The sequence below is a fragment of the Bacillus sp. B4EP4a genome, assembly GCF_006680105.1.
In the GTDB taxonomy this organism is placed as follows: Bacteria; Bacillota; Bacilli; order Bacillales; family DSM-1321; genus Peribacillus; species Peribacillus simplex_E.
On sequence record NZ_VHIK01000028.1, the window covers coordinates 101,343 to 115,993 of the forward strand.

General features: G+C 42.0%; 17 protein-coding genes. 13 read left to right on the forward strand and 4 right to left on the reverse strand.

All coding sequences use genetic code 11. The features are described 5' to 3' along the window. The first annotated feature begins 34 nt into the window (after window positions 1–34). The 4 genes from FNK51_RS15065 to FNK51_RS15080 all read left to right on the forward strand — a co-directional run bounded on the left by FNK51_RS15065 (window position 35) and on the right by FNK51_RS15080 (window position 3,890). On the forward strand, window positions 35–853 hold the full coding sequence (locus tag FNK51_RS15065) for a squalene/phytoene synthase family protein (RefSeq protein WP_098369871.1): 819 nt from the start codon (window positions 35–37) through the stop codon (window positions 851–853). A gap of 207 nt (window positions 854–1,060) precedes the next feature. Then, a complete protein-coding gene (locus tag FNK51_RS15070) occupies window positions 1,061–2,056 on the forward strand; it encodes an ABC transporter substrate-binding protein (RefSeq protein WP_141993869.1) in 996 nt (331 codons plus the stop codon). Between the two features lie 33 nt (window positions 2,057–2,089). After that, window positions 2,090–3,121 carry an ABC transporter permease gene (locus tag FNK51_RS15075; RefSeq protein ID WP_141993870.1) on the forward strand — a complete coding sequence of 344 codons (1,032 nt, stop codon included), beginning with the start codon at window positions 2,090–2,092 and terminating at the stop codon, window positions 3,119–3,121. Further along, window positions 3,096–3,890 (forward strand): ABC transporter ATP-binding protein, encoded by a 795-nt coding sequence (locus FNK51_RS15080; RefSeq protein WP_076365488.1) that lies wholly within the window; start codon window positions 3,096–3,098, stop codon window positions 3,888–3,890. Before FNK51_RS15075 ends, FNK51_RS15080 begins: the two co-directional genes overlap by 26 nt. A gap of 160 nt (window positions 3,891–4,050) precedes the next feature. Here FNK51_RS15080 and FNK51_RS15085 read toward each other — a convergent pair whose 3' ends face one another. Next, a complete protein-coding gene (locus FNK51_RS15085; RefSeq protein ID WP_098369874.1) occupies window positions 4,051–4,602 on the reverse strand; it encodes a MerR family transcriptional regulator in 552 nt (183 codons plus the stop codon). A gap of 238 nt (window positions 4,603–4,840) precedes the next feature. Between FNK51_RS15085 and FNK51_RS15090 the strand changes: the two genes are divergently transcribed. After that, the gene (locus FNK51_RS15090) at window positions 4,841–5,272 is read left to right on the forward strand and encodes a VOC family protein (protein ID WP_141993871.1); all 432 of its coding nucleotides are present in this window, start codon (window positions 4,841–4,843) and stop codon (window positions 5,270–5,272) included. Window positions 5,273–5,380: 108 nt separating this feature from the next. On the opposite strand, the gene proC is transcribed toward FNK51_RS15090, so the two are convergent. Continuing rightward, window positions 5,381–6,226, reverse strand: a complete 846-nt coding sequence (gene proC, locus FNK51_RS15095; protein ID WP_098370097.1) for a pyrroline-5-carboxylate reductase — start codon at window positions 6,224–6,226, stop codon at window positions 5,381–5,383. Window positions 6,227–6,738: 512 nt separating this feature from the next. Between proC and FNK51_RS15100 the strand changes: the two genes are divergently transcribed. The 3 genes from FNK51_RS15100 (at window position 6,739) to FNK51_RS15110 (ending at window position 9,211) form a co-directional block, all read left to right on the forward strand. Continuing rightward, window positions 6,739–7,707 (forward strand): MBL fold metallo-hydrolase, encoded by a 969-nt coding sequence (locus FNK51_RS15100; protein ID WP_098369876.1) that lies wholly within the window; start codon window positions 6,739–6,741, stop codon window positions 7,705–7,707. Between the two features lie 23 nt (window positions 7,708–7,730). Further along, on the forward strand, window positions 7,731–8,522 hold the full coding sequence (locus FNK51_RS15105; RefSeq protein WP_260399628.1) for an SDR family NAD(P)-dependent oxidoreductase: 792 nt from the start codon (window positions 7,731–7,733) through the stop codon (window positions 8,520–8,522). A gap of 161 nt (window positions 8,523–8,683) precedes the next feature. Continuing rightward, window positions 8,684–9,211: a DUF3221 domain-containing protein gene (locus tag FNK51_RS15110; RefSeq protein ID WP_098369878.1), complete on the forward strand. Its 528-nt coding sequence runs from the start codon at window positions 8,684–8,686 to the stop codon at window positions 9,209–9,211. Between the two features lie 80 nt (window positions 9,212–9,291). On the opposite strand, the gene FNK51_RS15115 is transcribed toward FNK51_RS15110, so the two are convergent. Next, the gene (locus FNK51_RS15115) at window positions 9,292–9,951 is read right to left on the reverse strand and encodes a C40 family peptidase (RefSeq protein WP_098369879.1); all 660 of its coding nucleotides are present in this window, start codon (window positions 9,949–9,951) and stop codon (window positions 9,292–9,294) included. Window positions 9,952–10,365: 414 nt separating this feature from the next. Between FNK51_RS15115 and FNK51_RS15120 the strand changes: the two genes are divergently transcribed. The 3 genes from FNK51_RS15120 (at window position 10,366) to FNK51_RS15130 (ending at window position 12,512) form a co-directional block, all read left to right on the forward strand. Next, window positions 10,366–11,625: a Y-family DNA polymerase gene (locus FNK51_RS15120; protein WP_098369880.1), complete on the forward strand. Its 1,260-nt coding sequence runs from the start codon at window positions 10,366–10,368 to the stop codon at window positions 11,623–11,625. 26 nt (window positions 11,626–11,651) lie between these two features. Continuing rightward, on the forward strand, window positions 11,652–11,984 hold the full coding sequence (locus FNK51_RS15125) for a YolD-like family protein (protein WP_141993873.1): 333 nt from the start codon (window positions 11,652–11,654) through the stop codon (window positions 11,982–11,984). 204 nt (window positions 11,985–12,188) lie between these two features. Next, window positions 12,189–12,512 (forward strand): iron-sulfur cluster biosynthesis family protein, encoded by a 324-nt coding sequence (locus tag FNK51_RS15130; protein WP_098370098.1) that lies wholly within the window; start codon window positions 12,189–12,191, stop codon window positions 12,510–12,512. Between the two features lie 40 nt (window positions 12,513–12,552). On the opposite strand, the gene FNK51_RS15135 is transcribed toward FNK51_RS15130, so the two are convergent. Beyond that, window positions 12,553–13,452 (reverse strand): alpha/beta hydrolase, encoded by a 900-nt coding sequence (locus tag FNK51_RS15135; RefSeq protein WP_141993874.1) that lies wholly within the window; start codon window positions 13,450–13,452, stop codon window positions 12,553–12,555. 130 nt (window positions 13,453–13,582) lie between these two features. Between FNK51_RS15135 and FNK51_RS15140 the strand changes: the two genes are divergently transcribed. Next, window positions 13,583–13,843 carry a YqkE family protein gene (locus FNK51_RS15140; protein ID WP_098369883.1) on the forward strand — a complete coding sequence of 87 codons (261 nt, stop codon included), beginning with the start codon at window positions 13,583–13,585 and terminating at the stop codon, window positions 13,841–13,843. A gap of 163 nt (window positions 13,844–14,006) precedes the next feature. After that, window positions 14,007–14,444, forward strand: coding sequence for a MarR family winged helix-turn-helix transcriptional regulator (locus tag FNK51_RS15145; protein ID WP_098369884.1), 438 nt, complete (start codon window positions 14,007–14,009; stop codon window positions 14,442–14,444). Window positions 14,445–14,651: the final 207 nt, after the last annotated feature.

Here is a 14,651-nt window from a genome sequence, read left to right on the forward strand (position 1 = left end):
CAATTGTTCATTGGATATTTAAAGGAGTGTAAATATGACTGACAAAAGTGACCTACATACTAAAGCAATGGATTTTCTCCTAAAAACAAGCCGTACTTTTTTCATTCCAATCAGCTATCTTCCAAAGGGTTTAAAAGAGGCTATTGGAGCTGCATACCTTTGCATGCGCGCCATCGATGAGATCGAGGACCACCCAGGTCTTCCTTCAGATATTAAGGTTTCCCTTTTACAGGCTCTTAGTGAGCTGCTTGATGCGGATTTCAGGGAAGAAGACCTTAAATCGTTATTTGAACCATATAAGGATGATCTTCCCGAGGTGACCCTGTTTCTTTCGGACTGGATTGAATTTTGTCCTCCCGGTGCAAAAGACAAAGTCTTGGAGTCGACAAAGGAAATGGCCGAAGGCATGGCAAAATGGGTTACGAAGGACTGGCAAATCCATAATGAAGAGGAACTCGATGATTACACATATTATGTTGCAGGTTTAGTGGGGGTCATGCTGTCTGATATGTGGAACTGGTACGATGGAACCGAAACGGACCGTGAACTTGCCATCGCATTTGGCCGTGGTCTTCAAACGGTCAATATCCTGCGTAACCGTGAGGAAGATGCAGAACGCGGTGTAAACTTTTATCCGGATGGCTGGGGTTTCGAAGAGATGCTTGCCCATACGGAACATAATCTTGCATTAGCCGATGCATACATTGGAGAGATTGAAACGAAAGAGATCATCCACTTCTGTAAAATACCCTTGGAATTGGCAAAAGCCACATTGAAAGCCCTAAAAGAAGGCAAAGAAAAAATCGATCGTACTACAGTTACCGAAATTGTCAGCCAGGTTGTCGAACACTGATTTTTCATAAAGCTGCTGTGAAAGTTACCATACCTTTCACAGCAGCTTTTTTCATGTTTTACATTCAGAACTCAAAAAATTCTAAAAAGTTAAAAAATATATTGGAATAATTGGGACTAAACGATTATAATTTAGGAAATAAAAGCGAAAAAGTTGACGTCGCTAGAAAAAACCTAATTTTAAATAAGAAAAAAGCGGGGGGAAAATATGAAAAAGAAATTATATTCAACTGCAGCTATGACATTGGTCGCAGGGTTATTATTGGCTGGGTGTGGAAATGACAAGGAAAAAGATGCGGCAAAGGATGACAGCAAACAGGATACCTTCAACATTGGGGTAACACAAATCGTTCAGCATGATTCGCTGGATCAGGCTTATGAAGGATTCCAGGCGGCATTGAAGGATAGTGACATCAATGCCAATTATGATCTTCAAATTGCACAGGGTGACCAAAATAACAGTCAAACGATCGCCAATAACTTTGTTGGGGATAAAGTGGATTTAATCTTTGCCAATTCTACTCCTAGTGCTCTTAGCGCTTTGAATGCGACAAAGGATATACCAATCGTTTTTACATCGGTTACCGATCCTGTAGCGGCGGAGCTCGTTACATCTTTGGATAAGCCAGGCGGAAATGTGACGGGTACGACGGATTCCCATCCTGAAGCCATTGCCAAATCAATGAAATTCCTAGCGGAAGAACTTGGCGCCAAGACAATTGGGACCGTTTATAATACAGGGGAGCAAAATTCCGTCGTCCAAATAAAAAACGTAAAAGCGGAAGCAAAAAAAGCGGGATTGAAAGTCGTGGAAGCATCCGTCTCCACTTCAGCCGAGGTTAAACAGGCAACGGAATCATTAATCGGAAAAGCCGATGCTTTCTATATCATTACTGATAATACCGTTGTCTCCGCACTGGAATCGGTCATTTCGGTGGCAAATGATAAAGATATTCCATTGTTTGTTGGTGAGCTTGATTCCGTGAATGCTGGTGGTTTTGCAGCATATGGCTTCAGTTACTATGATATTGGTTATGAAGCGGGGCAAAAAGCGGTTGAAATCTTGAAGGATGGCAAAAAGCCTGGAGATATCCCGGTTCAATATCCACAAAAACTGAAATTGGTCATCAATGAAAAGGCAGCAAAAGATATGGGTGTTGAAATAAAAGAAGAATGGAAAGCAGATGCTGAGTTTGTAAAATAAACTCTGCTTTTGTTCGGGGAAGGAAGAAAAAAAATGTTCTCAGCTTTATTCAACTCTTTTGAGTCGGGAATGATTTATGCGATCATGGCACTAGGTGTGTATTTAACATTCAGGATTCTCGACTTCCCGGATATGACAGTGGAAGGCAGTTTTGTGACAGGGGCCTCTGTGGCCGCCATTATGATCGTTAACGGTTTCTCGCCAGTCATGGCCACGTTTTGTGCCATGGTGGCAGGTTTCATCGCTGGGACAATAACGGGATTCCTGCATACGAAAGGAAAAATCAATCCACTTCTGGCAGGTATCTTAATGATGATTGCCCTCTATTCCATCAATTTAAGGATCATGGGTGCATCTAACATTCCGTTGCTTTCTCAAACGACCATTATCACGAATATCCAGGATGCCTGGGCTGGCACTGGTATGGACAATATGTTGAATGGTCTTTTATCGATCGTGGGCCTTGGTGATAGTTTGCCAAAAACGTGGGCCATACTAATTGTTATGTTGATCGTGGCTTTAATCATTCAAGCTGGAATGTCAGCTTTTTTAAAAACGGAAATCGGTCTTGCTTTACGTGCGACGGGTGATAATGAAGCAATGGTCAAGAGTTTTTCCGCCCATACAGGAAACATGAAGATCCTGGGCCTTGCGATCGGAAATGCACTTGTGGCGTTCTCGGGATCCTTGGTTGCCCAATATAACGGGTTTAGCGATATTGGCATGGGGATTGGAATCATCGTCATCGGATTGGCATCCGTTATAATTGGCGAAGCATTATTTGGCTCAAAAACGATTGCACGTGCGACCCTTGCGGTCATTGGAGGAGCAATCATTTACCGAATTGTCGTAACATTGGCACTGCGCGTAGAATTCCTTGATACGGGTGATGTTAAATTAATTACGGCACTTATTGTGGTAGGGGCACTTGTCATTCCGAAAATTACCGATAGACAAAAGGAAAAAAGCCGAAAGAAAAGGCGTCTCAAAGAAATACAGATGCGCCATGGTGGGACTTTATCGAAAGGGGGAGAAGGATATGCTTCAGTTAAATCAGATTTATAAGGTCTTTAATGAAGGGACACCAGATGAAAAGCTAGCCCTTGGGAATCTGGAACTGCAGATGACAAAAGGCGAATTTGTAACAGTCATCGGGAGTAATGGAGCAGGTAAATCGACGCTGATGAACATGATATCCGGCAAAATTCTCCCTGATGCCGGTGAAGTCATCATTGATGGTGAAAATGTATCGGCCATTGAAGAACATGCCCGTGCTAAAATGATTGGCCGCGTTTTTCAGGATCCCATGCTTGGTACGGCACCACATATGACGATTGAAGAAAATATGGCGATTGCCTATGGCAGAACCAATAGAAGAGGTTTGGGCTTTGGGGTGACAAAAAAACGGAAAGAACTTTTTAAAGAATGTTTGGGTACCCTTCATTTAGGCTTGGAAAATCGGATGACTGCAAAAGTGGGATTATTATCAGGAGGGGAGCGCCAAGCATTATCATTGTTGATGGCGACCTTCACCGATCCTAAAATCCTGCTTCTTGATGAACATACAGCCGCTCTCGATCCTTCCAGGGCAGAGCTTGTTACAAATCTGACGAAGGAAATCGTCGAAAAGAACAAGCTAACGACATTGATGGTGACTCACAATATGCAACAGGCAATCGATCTTGGAAATTCCTTGATCATGATGGATAAAGGACAAATCATTTTTGAAGCAAGAGGTGCCGAAAAGCAGAAGCTTACCGTTGAAAAACTGCTTAACGAATTCCAGCGCATCAAAGGCGAAAAAATGCTCAATGACCGTGCAGTGTTGATTTAAGATGAGAAAAGGCCCGACCCAGGTGAGATTAATCCTTGGGTCGAGCCTTTTTATTTTTGGGGTGATTAATTAGATCAGGTCCTATTACTGAAGAAATGCTCGGCATAAGAAAAATGGCTATCGTGGGGTGCTCATGATCCATCTTGAATGATAATCGATGTTAATCGCTGTCGGCTGTGCTCCATGATGAACTATCGTTCTTTCTGTTTCCAAAAATCATTTTTATGAATGGCTTTTTCTTCGTCTTTTTAGTGGCAGCAGCTTCTTCAGCCGCAAGGAAATAATCAAACGGCTGACCCATTGGTGTTTCTAACGCTTCGATACGGGCTTCGAGTTTCTTAACGAGTTTGTGCATTTCTTCCATTTCACTTCTGTGCTGTAAAAGCTGATAGGATACAACATCGTCCGCTTTTGTTTTCAGACCATTTTCAAGCCTGGTGACCCGTTCTAGCAGTTGATCATGTTCTTTATCCGGTTCGGAGTGTTTCTGGATGGTTGCTTTTCTAATCTTTTTCTCTGAGATGCTGACCTTTTGGAGAATGATGCCCTCGTTCAGCTGATCTTGGATTTTTCTCAATAATGCAATGTCTTCATCCGAAAACTGGTAGTGGCCAAGCTGATTCCGTTCTACTTCCATGTTCAATTGGGTGACCCAGCGTTGAATCGTACTATGGGAAACATTCAGTAACCGGGCAACTGCACTTGTATTCATCGAGATTCCCCCTTTTAGTTGTTGAATTCGATAAGTATGAGGGAATTCCTTTACAGATGACAAAACATGTATTCATTCGGCAAAGAAAGTGGAATTCCTACGTAATTTGCATAAGGAGCGTTGTTAGGAACTTTAAGAAGCATTTGTGATGGTGTGGCTGATGGTCAATCAAGCTATAAAGGGAAAAGTGATCCAGATGTCGAATTTACCCTTAAAACATGGAAAAAGGAGGACTAGTATGAACAGGATCAACATTATAACTTTAGGTGTCAGGGATATTACTGAATCATTAAGGTTTTACCGGGACGGGTTGGGGTTCCGTACATCGATTAAAGAGGACGAACCCGCAATCGTTTTTTTTAATAATGCCGGAACGAAACTTGCTTTGTATCCTTTACAGGAGCTGGCCAAAGACATCAATGAGAAGGAACCGCCTAAGAAAAAGGGTTTCCCGGGTCTTACGCTCGCTTATAATGCTAAATCAATTGAAGAAGTGGATGATTTGATCAACAAGGCTGAAAAGGCTGGGGGAACAATCGAGAAATCACCTCAGGATGTTGTTTGGGGAGGATACAGCGGATATTTTTCAGACCCCGATGGTTACTATTGGGAGGTTGCGTATTCAAAGGATTGGAGTTTCGATGAAAATGATATGTTGATTATAAAGTAACGCTCACTCCGGAAGGATTACCCTTTATAGGATGTCCGGATCATAAAAAGGGTTGTTGCCTGGCCGCTGCCGTAGGAGTGGCCAGGCAACAGCCGATCATCATGCGGCTTACTGCGAAACTACATATTTGGCTAGTTCTTTACTTATTTGATTGCCCATTCGCTTCGATTGCTCTGTCGCTTCTTGTACACAGGCAATGAATGCTTCTTCCACTTGATGTGCTTGAAGTGCTTTCAGACCTGCTTCAGTCGTTCCACCTGGTGAAGTTACTTCCTTTCTTAGTACGGCAGGCGTTTTAGGTGATTTCTGTAACATATCGGCCGCACCCATCAGTGTCTGTAGAATCAATTGCTTGGCGGTTTCGGAATCGAGACCTATTTTTTCTGCTGATTTTTCCAATGCCTCGACTAAGTAATAAATATAAGCCGGACCGCTGCCTGATAAGCCTGTTACCGCATCTAGCTGGGTTTCTTCGACCACTGCCACCGTACCTACCGTTTCAAAAAGGGTAATAGCCGTTTGTAATTGCGAGTCTTTCGTATGACCGTTAGCCGCAAGGGCCGTTGCTGATTTTCCTACAGCTGCCGATGTATTAGGCATGGCACGGACGATCGAGAACCGCTTGTTGGCGATTCCTTCCAAGCTTGTTGTATGAACCCCGGCAACAACGGAAATGAACAGCATTTCCTCACGAATGTATTCTTTTATTGATTGCATCGTTTCTAAAATATCTTTCGGTTTCACCGCCAGTACGACAAGGCTTGCATCCTGTACTAATTGCTGCAGCGATCTTGTGGCAGTTACACCATATTGGTTCTTTAAATAATCAAACCGTTCATCATTTGATTTATTTGTTACAAAAATATTTGCTGGTTCAATTACCTGTTGGGTCACCAGCCCCGAAATGATTGCTTCTGCCATCGATCCAGCTCCGATAAACGCGATTTTTTTCATATTTCCCGCTCCTTTTTCTTTTAAATTTTCGGCCTTTTTTTAAAAAACAAAAAGACCCCTCATCCAATAAAGGACGAAAGGTCTAGCTTCCGTGGTACCACCTTTGTTCAACTTTTCCATAACAAATAAATAGAAAAGCTGCACTTGAATCCTCTAACGCGGGAATTACGTCAGGTTTTCCTGAAGGCTCATAAGGTAGGTTCAATAATGAGGGGGCGATGAAGCCTTTCAGCACATTCCGAGCTTCACTCTCTTTACGCCATCATAAATTTACTTGGCCTTAATCAATGCCACGCCGTCTTTAATTACTTGTGATTATGAAGGATATATCAGTACTCTGTCAATGATAATATATGCAAGGACGATAAAAAGTAGACATGAATTATGTGAAAATAATGACAGTGATTTAAAATACATGTAAAATGGTAATTATACATGATAAGTGTACTAGGAATCTTGTTTAGCGTATAAAAAGATTTATATAAATATAATTTTCTAAGGTGGAAAAGATTATGGCGAATTGGAATGGAGATATTGCAAAACTTGCTTTGCCCACGCCGTTTGCAGTGGGTGATGTGAATGTTTATGTAGTTAAAGGTGATGCTTTAACGTTATTCGATACTGGAGTGAAAACAAAACGATCAAAGGAAGCCCTGACTAACGGGCTTGGGGATTTGGGTCTGAAACTGACTGATATCGAACAAATCATTTTAACCCATCATCATCCTGATCATGCTGGTGCACTCGATTTCTTTGAAAAGGAAATCCCGGTTTATGGACACAAAAACAATCAGCGCTGGCTGACTATCAGTGATGAATTCCTTGAAACCCATAATCGTTTTTTCCTTGATTATGCCACAAAGTTCGGGGTGGCAGAAGAGTTGAAAAATAAACTGATCCATAATCGCGACGAAATCAGTTTCCTTAGTGAACGGAAGCTTCAAGGATATTTGGCTGAGGGTGATGAGCTCCCTGGTCTTCCAGGCTGGAAAGTGATCGAGACTCCAGGGCATGCTCAAAGCCATTTATCTTTTTACCGGGAAAGTGACGGTGTCATGATCGCAGGCGATCACTTGCTTGCCAAGATCTCACCTAATCCATTAATGGAACCACCTTTACTTCCCGGAGGCATGAGGCCTCGTCCGTTACTGCAATATAATGCATCACTTCAGAAATTATTGGATTTTTCCATATCCACTGTTTACTCTGGACATGGATCTGAAGTGGAAGGAGATGCGGTTGCCGACTTGATTCAATATCGATTTGAGCGGCAGCATAACCGTGCCATGCAGGTGAAAAGCATGCTTCAAGATAGGCCTTTATCTGCCTTTGAAGTGTGTCAGCAGCTTTTTCCGAAAGTATACCTTCAGGAAGTGGGCCTGACACTTTCGGAAACGGTCGGACAGCTGGACTATTTAGAAGACTTGGGTGAAGTCGAAACAGAAATCCAATCAGGGGTCATTCTGTATTCAATCGCTTAATGTTCGCAAGGAGGCTCACTTTTTTGAATAAGTTGCAAGGCAAAGTTATTGTTATTACCGGTGCTTCCGGAGGGATTGGCAAGGAAGTTGCCATTCAAAGTGCAAAGCAGGGAGCCCGTCTCGTCCTCTTGGCCAGAAGCCTGGATAAATTACTGCAGCTAAAGAATGAACTGATCACCCAATATGGGATTGATGCATATGCCTATAAGCTTGATGTTGCAGATACTGATCAGGTGACAAATGTATTTAATGATATCCATGCGCAAATAGGAGAAGTGGATGTGTTGGTCAACAATGCTGGTTTCGGCACATTTAAAGAAGCACAGGATACGGAATTAAATGAAACGAAAGCAATGTTTGCTGTCAACGTCATTGGATTAATGGCCTGCACAAAGCTGGTTCTCCCGTATATGAAGCAGAGAAAAGCGGGGCATATCATCAACATAGCTTCACAGGCCGGTAAAATCGCCACTCCTAAATCAACATTGTACTCTTCGACCAAGTTCGCTGTTCTTGGTTATTCAAACGCACTTCGGCTCGAGCTGATGGATGATCATGTTTTTGTGACTACCGTCAATCCTGGCCCTATAGAAACGAATTTCTTTAACATTGCGGATGAATCAGGTACATACTTAAAGAATGTTGAAAAATTCATGCTTAAGCCTGGAGATGTCGCTGCCAAAATCGTAGCGGCGATGCTGACCAATAAGAGGGAAATCAATCTCCCTGGCTGGATGAATTTAGCTGGGAAATGGTATAACATGTTTCCAAAGATCACTGAAACATTAGGAAAAAAAGCATTTTTTAAAAAGTAGGCTAGACCTTCGATACCGGAAAAGGAGAAAGTTGGTCTAATGATAGGCAAAGGGGAATGTCGATGACATTCCCCTTTTTGAAATGACCGAAGTTTTCTATGTTAAATAATTTGGTAACTATTTCAGGGGGAATTCGTCTATTTCTATTAGGAGGGATTTGTATGAAGATGATAGTGAACCTTTATATCTCTATATTCGTTGCCCTTATTCTGGGTAGCTGCCAATCTCCTGATTGGAACATGGAGGAAGTCATTGATAAGGGGGAAGAAGGTTTCATTACGGATCTGGACGATAAAAGGATTTTGATTAAAGGGACGTATTATAAGGTGACCAATGATACATATATTCAAGATCAACATGGTAATGACCTCGAGTATTCCGACCTGGAAATCGGGATGAAAGTGAAGCCATGGCACCGGGGCGGGGTGAAGAAATCATTTCCTGGGAAAGCGGAAGCGGAACTGATTCTTGTTTTGACGGATGAAAAAAGCTTAGCCGAACAAAGGGCGGTCACTGCTGCCATCAATCATGTCAGCAAAGCGGAAAGTCAGCGATTCATGGTTCTCGAAGTCGTCCATTTACCATTAGAGCATGTTTATAATATCGAAATGATGAATCGTTCAAACTTAGACTCTTCATTCATCGTGACAGTAGAGGATTTAACGGATGAAATATTATATATAAAATAAAACAACCGGACTGAATCACTTTGGTTCTGTCCGGTTGTTTTATGGGGATTCGCTCACAAGAATAAGATCTTGTCCTGATTTTATAAAGTTTTCGCACCTAAATATTTTGGTTTCCAATAAGAATTATCCATATCCGTGATGGTTATTCCTTTAGAAGACGTAGCACTAATGAATTGACCATTTCCGATATAGATCCCAACATGGGATACTCCTGTTCTTCCAGAAGAAGTATCAAAGAATACAAGATCGCCCTTAGCTGGTGAAGATACTTTTAAACCTGTATTGGAATAGAGCAATGATGTTGTACGCGGTAAGGTAATTCCTTGTGATTTCTGGAATACATAATAGACGAAGCCCGAGCAGTCGAATCCAGTCGGTGTCGTCCCGCCCCATTTGTAAGGTTTGCCTATTAAGGTTTTTGCATAGCTTACCAGGCTTGTATTATTGACATTATAAACACCAAGCGCATTAAATGTGCCTCGGCCGGCAATCCCATCGGCAGTTAACCCTTTGGCTTTTTGGAATTTTTTTACTGCAGATACAGAATAGGTGCCGTAATATGTAGTCAGTGAACCTGTATATGTGAAATAACCTTTGGTTTTTAAAAGTTGTTGTAGTTGTTTGACATCGCTGTGTGTCATTCCGGGTCTGAGGGTTTGATCTCCAATATTTGCAAAGGCTTGCAGTGGGGTTAGCATCATGGCAGATGCAACAGCAGCTGAAGCGATCCATTTCTTCATAATTTTCATTTCCTCTCTATCTATCTCTCTATAATTCTTAACAATATTATCCTACAATACCATTATGACAATTAGACATAAATTTGGTTACAGTTTCATTACAAAAAATGAGTAGTAAGACTAAATTATAAGTGGACGAAAGCCTGTTGAAAAGGGTGGACGAATTTAAAAAAACTGAGCATAAGGATCCATTAAAAAATATTCAAGCTACTAATGATTCTCTTTTAAAAAAACAATTTGGATATGGAGTTTAAATTTGGTATTTTATCCATTTTCAGTATCGATTATATTTTTCAAGGAAATTACAATAAAAAGTAGAAATTTGTATGAAAACTTCCATTGAATAAGAACGTATATTCGGTTAAAGTTATGAATATAATAAAAGCGAACGTATATTCTTGTTAGGGTGAAGAAATGATGGATTATGGAACGATGCCGAAACAATCAATTATGTGTATCGATATGAAAAGTTTTTATGCAAGCTGTTCAGCAGTCATGCTTGGTCTGGACCCGCTTGATTGTTATCTGGCAGTGGTTGGTGATTTGAAGAGGACAGGGAGCATTGTGCTCGCGGCTTCTCCAAAAATGAAGAAGGAATTTGGCATCAAGACAGGGTCGCGGATGTTTGAGATCCCGAATGATCCGAGGATTGTCGTCGTTGAACCTAAAATGGCGACCTATTTAAGGGTTTCGACGGAAATCACCCGCTTGTTTAACCGTTATGTGCCCAAAGAAGCGATTCACGTATATAGTGTGGACGAAAGTTTTGTGAAAGTCGATGGTGCCGCTTCTTTATGGGGAGATGCCCGGATGATAGCTGAAAAGATAAAGGATGAAATCGAACGCGAATTACAGCTCCCTTGTGCAATTGGAATTGGACCGAACATGCTTATGGCAAAACTTTGCCTTGATTTGGATGCCAAACATAAAGGGATTGCCGAATGGAAGTATGAGGATGTGCCAAGCAAACTTTGGCCGATTTCCCCGCTTCGTGAAATGTGGGGGATCGGCAGGCGCGTTGAAAAAACCCTTCATGGAATGGGGATATTTACGGTTGGGCAGCTTGCCAATTATGATCTTGAATTACTTGAAGCGAAGTTTGGAATTATGGGCAATCAGCTTTACCACCATGCGTGGGGAATAGATTTATCCGATATGGGGGCAGCGATCATCGAAGGGCAGGTAAGCTTCGGCAAAAGTCAAATCCTGCTGCGGGATTATAAGGAGGAGCATGAGGTAAAGCAGGTCATGCTGGAAATTTGCGAAGAAGTTGGAAGAAGGGCACGCACCCATCGCAAGGCAGGGAGAACGGTGAGCCTAAGCATTGGTTACAGCAAGGATGAGTTTGGCGGAGGTTTCCATCGTTCGCGTTCGATTAGCGAACCTACCAACATTACGATGGAGTTATATAAAGTTTGCCTGGAGCTTTTTCATGAGAACTATAAGCAAAAAACGGTTCGGAGCATAGAGGTCAGACTCTCGAATATTGTGGATGATAACGAAATGCAGCTGACTTTATTCGATGCTTCGCGCTGGAAGAAGCGGGAATTGAGTTACACGGTTGATCGAATCCGCCATAAATATGGAGCCAAATCGTTATTGCGTGCGGTTTCGTATACGGAAGCGGGTACAGCCGTTTACCGAAGCAGGCTGCTTGGTGGGCATAAGGCGTAAGGGTGACTTTGAAGGGAGGGAAAAGAATGATTCGTGATCGCGGCCGTATCAAATGGACATCGATGATGTTACCGGAGCATGTGAAGATGCTGCGGGATTGGGTGGTGGAGGATGGCTATGAAACGAAGCGCATCCTGGATGAGCAGCAACTGGAAGAAATGAATGCGGTAATGGGGGAAGCGATGGAGGAAAGAAAGGATGTTACGATTGCTCATTATGAAGGAAACCGGTATCAGCTGTTAATCGGCAGGATCCATTATTATAATGAGCCCACCCAAAAGCTTCATATCGTTGATCGGTTTCAGCAGGTTCACTATATCAGGCTTTCCGATATAGCGGATGTAAGGATAATGGAATGATGAGCGGAAAGGCTGTTCCAGGGGACAGCCTTTCATTTTCGAAACGGCATCGTGATGAAAGGGATCACGGGGCGTAAGAGAATCGGCATTGTTAGCACGGTCTTCGTGTGGCTGATCTTGCAAAAGGAAGCAGGCAGTTTCTTTAACAGAAGCGTTTTTATCGTTTATAATGGGGAAAGGAAAGACATCGGGAGGCGTGCAATCATGTATATTGAATGGACGGAAACAGCGGCTGAGAAAATAGTCGATAAAGTACAGGGACAAGAAGGATATTTACAGTTGAAATATGATACTGATGGCTGTGGCTGCGTGGTAAGTGGTGTGACCGCGCTATGGTGGGTCAACGAACCTGAAGAAGGTACCGAAAAAGTGGAAACAAACGGGATTCCTCTATATGTGGAGAAATCAAAAATGATTTTTCTTGATGAAGTCATGAAAATAGACTTTGTTCCGGAAGCGAACAGCTTTCAATTAAAAAGTCCGAATCAAATCTTAAATCCGAGGATGAGCTTTTTTAATAAAATCTAAATGAAGCAAAGAGGGAATCTTGGGTTCCCTCTCTTTCTTCTCAGACAAGTTTTAGAAACTGATCGATTTGATCTTCATATTCTCTTGGATTTTCATTATAAGATTGAGCGTGGGCCCCTTTTTTAGCGATGTACAGCTGCTTTGGGCCTTCTTTTGCTGCATATAATTCCGCTGTCATGTAAGCGGGAATGAAACTGTCGTTTTCACTATGGATGAAGAGCACGGGGTTTCGGATATTTTCCATATAATCGATTGGTGATACTTCATTGGTCCAATACCCATCCCGGAGTTTGATGAACGTACGCCCAAGCGGAAACACGGTCCAAGAGGGAAGTGGGACTACATGTTTAAGCTGGTGTTTGATCTGATCCTCGAAATTTGAAAATGGACAGTCGGCAATGTAAAAATCAGCACCATCTTCAAGCATTCCGGCATATAAAAGCAGTGTTACAGCCCCCATGGATTCTCCATGAATGCCAATATGAAGGTTGGGACCTTTACGTCTTTTCAATTCATCGATTACGGCCTTCAGGTCGAATTTTTCATAATGCCCATAACTGCTCGTCTTGCCACCGGATTCCCCATGCCGGCGGTGGTCATAAATGATAGCATTGAAGCCCCGCTTAAGAAAAATGTTCATGTACTTAATCGAATTGACTTTGTTCTCCGTCACACCATGAGAAATGACCACCCACTTATTTGTATCATGCGGTTCCATAAACAAGCATTTCAAGGAATATCCGGATGGTGACGATACCCAAATTTCCGTTTTAGGCAGATTATCAAAATCCTCCGTGATCAGGCGTTTAGCCATGATTTCACGATTCTGGATAAAATCATCTTCCTTCTTTTTCATATACATGATCCGATTGGAAAAATAAATGCCGACGCCGATGATATACGATAGGATTCCAGCCAGTGTAAACCACCATTTCTTCATGAGAGGTCCTCCTCGGTTGATTTTCTTTATTTTACCATGAGGGAAATGGGAAAACACTGTTTGAAAACCATGACGAGGAAAACGGCAGTCGTGATATAATAATTTCATAAATGGCCAGGAGGTATTAAGGGTGAAAAAGAAACAGCAGCGAAATCAAAATCAAAGCAAAAACCAAGATAAAGATTCATCTTCATTGAAACTTGGTGATATGATCAATCAAGATATCATGTCCCAGCTTCGTCAAAAGCAAAAGGAACTTAATGAGGCTGAACAAGAAAAAAGGGCAGCGGAAGAAGAAAAAAAACGCGAAGAAAGAAAGCGTCGGGAGAAGAATAAATCATTTGAAGAACTATTGGGTGAAAGCAATCTGAACTGGAAGAACTATAAATGAAGAATAGGGAGCAGTTTAAGTTTTAAGAGGGCTGGCTCCCTTTTTCCGTTAAGGAAGACCATTCCTTGCTGATATTCCTTTATTTTATAAAGTATAACGATTATATTAAAGATAAGTTCGATATGCTTTCATATCGGATGGACTACAATTAGCTGGTGATAGGATGCAAAGTAAAATAGAAAAAGTACTGGAAGACCAATTATGTTTCCTGCTTTATGCAAGTTCAAGGGAAATGACGAAGAAATATAAACCGCTGCTTGATAAACTCGAAGTGACATATCCTCAATATCTTGTTCTTCTTCTATTATGGGAACAGGATACACTTACAGTAAAAAAACTAGGGGAGCTCCTTGCCCTCGACTCAGGAACGCTTACCCCCATGTTGAAACGAATGGAGCAGAATGGCTTGATTGTCCGTGAACGTTCGTCTGAAGATGAACGGTCTGTCATGATTAAGTTGACGGAAAAGGGACTTGGTTTACAGGAAGAGGCCTGTTTCATTCCAGATCGCATTTCGGCAATGTCGGGTGATGATAAGAAGGTGGTTGAGGATTTAAAAGCTTCGCTGCTCCAACTATTGAAAACATTACAGGAATTTTAGCAAAGAAAAGACGCTTGGTGACCCCAAGCGTCTTTTTGTCGACAAAAGGAGATTCGGAATGGTCTGTACCCCGGACCATGACTATAAAAGAAGACTTGGTTATTCTTCAGAATTTTTACCTTTCTATATGGAATGAAAACTCACTGGATTGAAGAAATTTGCGACATTCCTGCCGAATAACTGGCTAGCCGAGACACCAAAGGCGCT

Bases quoted from the DNA above. Each gene is read 5' to 3' on its own strand.
- FNK51_RS15065 (WP_098369871.1), top strand. From the start codon at position 35: ATGACTGACAAAAGTGACCTACATACTAAAGCAATGGATTTTCTCCTA.
- FNK51_RS15070 (WP_141993869.1), top strand. From the start codon at position 1,061: ATGAAAAAGAAATTATATTCAACTGCAGCTATGACATTGGTCGCAGGG.
- FNK51_RS15075 (WP_141993870.1), top strand. From the start codon at position 2,090: ATGTTCTCAGCTTTATTCAACTCTTTTGAGTCGGGAATGATTTATGCG.
- FNK51_RS15080 (WP_076365488.1), top strand. From the start codon at position 3,096: ATGCTTCAGTTAAATCAGATTTATAAGGTCTTTAATGAAGGGACACCA.
- FNK51_RS15085 (WP_098369874.1), bottom strand. From the start codon at position 4,602: ATGAATACAAGTGCAGTTGCCCGGTTACTGAATGTTTCCCATAGTACG.
- FNK51_RS15090 (WP_141993871.1), top strand. From the start codon at position 4,841: ATGAACAGGATCAACATTATAACTTTAGGTGTCAGGGATATTACTGAA.
- proC (WP_098370097.1), bottom strand. From the start codon at position 6,226: ATGAAAAAAATCGCGTTTATCGGAGCTGGATCGATGGCAGAAGCAATC.
- FNK51_RS15100 (WP_098369876.1), top strand. From the start codon at position 6,739: ATGGCGAATTGGAATGGAGATATTGCAAAACTTGCTTTGCCCACGCCG.
- FNK51_RS15110 (WP_098369878.1), top strand. From the start codon at position 8,684: ATGAAGATGATAGTGAACCTTTATATCTCTATATTCGTTGCCCTTATT.
- FNK51_RS15115 (WP_098369879.1), bottom strand. From the start codon at position 9,951: ATGAAGAAATGGATCGCTTCAGCTGCTGTTGCATCTGCCATGATGCTA.
- FNK51_RS15120 (WP_098369880.1), top strand. From the start codon at position 10,366: ATGATGGATTATGGAACGATGCCGAAACAATCAATTATGTGTATCGAT.
- FNK51_RS15125 (WP_141993873.1), top strand. From the start codon at position 11,652: ATGATTCGTGATCGCGGCCGTATCAAATGGACATCGATGATGTTACCG.
- FNK51_RS15130 (WP_098370098.1), top strand. From the start codon at position 12,189: ATGTATATTGAATGGACGGAAACAGCGGCTGAGAAAATAGTCGATAAA.
- FNK51_RS15135 (WP_141993874.1), bottom strand. From the start codon at position 13,452: ATGAAGAAATGGTGGTTTACACTGGCTGGAATCCTATCGTATATCATC.
- FNK51_RS15145 (WP_098369884.1), top strand. From the start codon at position 14,007: ATGCAAAGTAAAATAGAAAAAGTACTGGAAGACCAATTATGTTTCCTG.